The organism is Nonomuraea sp. MG754425 (assembly GCF_021699195.1).
Taxonomy (GTDB): domain Bacteria; phylum Actinomycetota; class Actinomycetes; order Streptosporangiales; family Streptosporangiaceae; genus Nonomuraea.
The window spans coordinates 1-3,403 of sequence record NZ_SSXE01000367.1 but is presented as its reverse complement, the minus strand read 5'-3'; the positions used below and the strand labels follow the sequence as shown (position 1 = coordinate 3,403).

The 3,403-nt window shown below is 69.4% G+C and carries 4 protein-coding genes; all 4 read right to left on the bottom strand.

What is annotated here, in order from left to right:
• Nucleotides 1-63: 63 nt before the first annotated feature.
• Nucleotides 64-942 (bottom strand): rod shape-determining protein MreC, encoded by an 879-nt coding sequence (mreC, locus tag FAF44_RS52510; protein WP_237111006.1) that lies wholly within the window; start codon nucleotides 940-942, stop codon nucleotides 64-66.
• The gene (locus FAF44_RS52505) at nucleotides 942-1,973 is read right to left on the bottom strand and encodes a rod shape-determining protein (protein ID WP_237111005.1); all 1,032 of its coding nucleotides are present in this window, start codon (nucleotides 1,971-1,973) and stop codon (nucleotides 942-944) included. The genes mreC and FAF44_RS52505 overlap by 1 nt, the downstream gene beginning before the upstream one ends.
• Nucleotides 1,974-2,358: 385 nt before the next feature.
• Nucleotides 2,359-2,769 carry a nucleoside-diphosphate kinase gene (gene ndk, locus FAF44_RS52500; RefSeq protein WP_237111004.1) on the bottom strand — a complete coding sequence of 137 codons (411 nt, stop codon included), beginning with the start codon at nucleotides 2,767-2,769 and terminating at the stop codon, nucleotides 2,359-2,361.
• Nucleotides 2,770-2,926: 157 nt separating this feature from the next.
• The coding region (locus FAF44_RS52495; protein ID WP_237111003.1) for a hypothetical protein at nucleotides 2,927-3,403 on the bottom strand (477 nt) is incomplete at its 5' end.

Sequence of the window (3,403 nt, the reverse complement as noted above, 5' to 3'; positions counted from 1 at the left end):
CCCCCGGACGCCCGCGCTCACCGAACCCCTCCTCTGTCACCACCATCACCGGCACGCCCGCGATCACCGCGAGCCCTCCTTGCGCGGGAGCACCGCGTCACGCGGGTCCCGCTTGGGCCCCGCCACCACGACGCCGACCACGTCGAGCGCCGTCAGATCCGCGTACGGCCGGGCGTAGGCGATCCGGGTCAGCTCACCCGGCGTGGACTCCACCCGCTCGATGACCCCGATCGGCACCCCGGCCACGTACGGCTTGGCGTTCTGCGAGCCGAAGCTGACGATCCGCCCGCCCCTGCTCAGCGGGGCCGTGGAGTCGAGCAGCCGGAACTGCACGAGCCGCCCGTTCTCCCCCACCCCGTGCACGACGCCGATCTCCTTGCCGCCCTCCAGCCGCGCCCCCGCGGCCGAGGCGGGATCGCTGAGCAGCACGACCGTCGAGGTGCTCGACGAGGCGCTCAGCACCCGCCCGACCAGCCCGTCGCCGTTGAGCACGGTCATCTCCGGCCGCACCCCGTCGTCGGTGCCGAGGTCGATCTGCACCGCTTCCTCGAACCCGGGCTGACCGCGCCTGGCGATCACGTTGCCCGGGACGACCTTGTATCCCCCGGTCCCGGCCAGCCCCAGCAACTGGTCGAGCTCCTTGGCGCGGTCGGCGTTGAGCTTGCCGGTCAGCAGGCTCGCGCGCAGCTTGGCGTTCTCCTCCTTGAGCGCCTCGATGCGATCGCTCGCACCGGGCGCGGTGAGGATGGCGCGGACGAACCCGCTCACGGGCCGCACCACCCCACCGCCGAACTGCTCCGCCGTGCCGAACAGGTAGGCCCCGGCCGCGCGCAGCGGGCGCAGCGGCGAGCTCTCACCGGTGCGGTGGTCGATGGTCAGGATGACCAGCGCCGCCGCCAGCAGCGCTCCCAGGATCAGCCGGGCACGGCGTGAGTCTCTCATCAGTGTCGCGACTCCGGCACCAGAACCTGCTGGAGCGCCTCGAACTCCTCGGCGCACTTGCCGGAGCCGATGGCCACCGAGTCGAGGGCGTTGTCGACCAGGTGCACCGGCATGCCCGTCTCGGCCTTGACCCGTTCGTCGAGGCCCTTGAGCAGGGCGCCGCCACCGGTCAGCGCGATGCCGCGGTCCATGATGTCGCCGGACAACTCGGGCGGGCACTTGTCGAGGGTGGTCTTCACCGCGTCGACGATCGCGTTGACCGGCTCCTCGGTGGCCCTCCTGATCTCCTCGCTGCTCACGATGATCGTCTTGGGCAGCCCGCTGACCAGGTCGCGACCGCGGACCTCCGCGTGCGACTCCTCGCCGTACGGGCAGGCCGAGCCGATGGCGATCTTGATCTCCTCGGCGGTGCGCTCGCCCAGCATCAGCGAGAACTCCTTCTTGGCGAACGCGATCACCGCCTGGTCGAGCTCGTCGCCGCCGATCCGGATCGACTGGCTCGTCACCACGCCGCCCATCGAGATGATGGCCACCTCGGTGGTGCCGCCGCCGATGTCGACGACCATGTTGCCGGTCGGCTCGTGCACCGGCAGCCCGGCCCCGATCGCGGCGGCCATCGGCTCCTCGACGATGTAGACCTTTCTGGCCCCCGCCTGATAGCCGGCCTCTTTCACCGCCCGCTGCTCAACGCTCGTGATGCCACTCGGCACCGCGATGATGATGCGCGGTTTGGCGAAATGCCGCCGTCGATGCACCCTTTGAATGAAATATCGCAACATCCGCTCAGTGACGTCGAAATCGGCGATCACGCCGTCCTTGAGCGGACGGACCGCGATGATGTTGCCTGGTGTGCGGCCGATCATTCGTTTGGCCTCGATGCCGACCGCAACGATCTTTCCGGTCGCCGTGTTGATCGCGACGACTGACGGCTCGTTGAGGACGATGCCACGGCCACGCACATAAACCAGCGTGTTGGCGGTGCCCAGGTCGACCGCCATGTCACGGCCGAGGAACGCGAGCTTGCTGCCCATGGGGAACGGAGCCCTCCGTAACGTCGTTCGCGAATGACTACGGATCGAATTCGAATCGTAACGTGACGTACCCACCGATGGGCGCAATGAGCCATCGTGCCCATCAAAAATCTCCAGCCCCTACCTCAACCGCAATTTTGCCCGGATTGCACCACAACATCCGAACAAACCCTGGAACGATCCACCAGCCAACCGCGAACAACAGTACGGTAAGCACCCGACAAATTCTTGCCCCGCAAATCCGGCGAAACGGCTACCGAGGCCGTCCGGCCCACGCGGTCGATGTTCGGCCGCGCCCAGGTGCCATTCGGCCGCGTAAAAGCAAACGCGCGCCCCCGCGGCGGCAAGCCGCACGGGACGCGCGCGTAAAACGATCGGAGATCGCTCAGAACCGGTCCGGGAAGAAGATCTTGATCTCCCGAGCCGCCGACTCGGGCGAGTCGGAGCCGTGGACGACGTTCTCGCTGATCTCGAGGGCGTGGTCGCCGCGGATCGTGCCGGGAGCCGACTTGACCGGGTCGGTCAGGCCGGCCAGCGCGCGGAACGCCTCGACGGCCCGCGGCCCCTCGAGCACCAGGGCGACGAGCGGCCCCGAGGTGATGAACTCGACGAGCTCGCCGAAGAACGGCCGCTCTGCGTGCTCGGCGTAGTGCGACTTGGCGGTGTCGGCGTCGAGGGTGCGCAGGTCCATCGCCACGACCTTGAGGCCCTTGCGCTCCACACGGGCGATCACGTCACCGATGAGGCCGCGCTTAACCCCGTCGGGCTTGATCAGGACAAGAGTGCGCTCGGACACTTGGAGTTCTCCTTCGAACGGATTCTGGGTCGCGGCGGCAGGCGTCGGGCCTCGCCGCGAGGACGCGTCGCGGGGCGGGAACCCCGGCGTCGCCGTAGCAGGGCCCTCAGCTTACCGTCCCCGGCCCCTGCGCTCGTTTCGCAGTGGCGGACCGGGCTCACGACGACACGCCGTCCTCCGGCGACGGCCCCTGGGGCGGCACCGCCGGCCCTCCCGGCACCATCGCGCCCTCGCCCTTGTCCTCGTCGTCCTTGTCCTTGTCCGCGTCCTCGCCCTTGTCGAAGGCGCCCCGTGCCGACACCGGCAGCACCACCCGCGCGACCACCCCGGTGGACCGGTCCTCGTCGCCGCCCTCCACCCGCGCGGGCACGAGCAGCACGTCCGTGCGTACCGGAGCAGGCGCACCGGCACAGGGAGCCGGCGACGGCGCAGGCTCCTCGATCTCGGCCCCGCTCCCGGACCGCCTGGCCATCACGGCGGCCAGCACGATGACGATCACGACGAGGAACCCGCCGATCAACGCCCACCAGTGCAACGCGCCCACGAAGCTGTCGACCAGTTCCTGCGCCGACCGGACGCCGTCCAGCATGGCCATCTGCACGCCCGGGCGTGCAGATGGCCATGCTGGACGGCG

Bases quoted from the DNA above. Each gene is read 5' to 3' on its own strand.
- FAF44_RS52505 (WP_237111005.1), bottom strand. From the start codon at position 1,973: ATGGGCAGCAAGCTCGCGTTCCTCGGCCGTGACATGGCGGTCGACCTG.
- mreC (WP_237111006.1), bottom strand. From the start codon at position 942: ATGAGAGACTCACGCCGTGCCCGGCTGATCCTGGGAGCGCTGCTGGCG.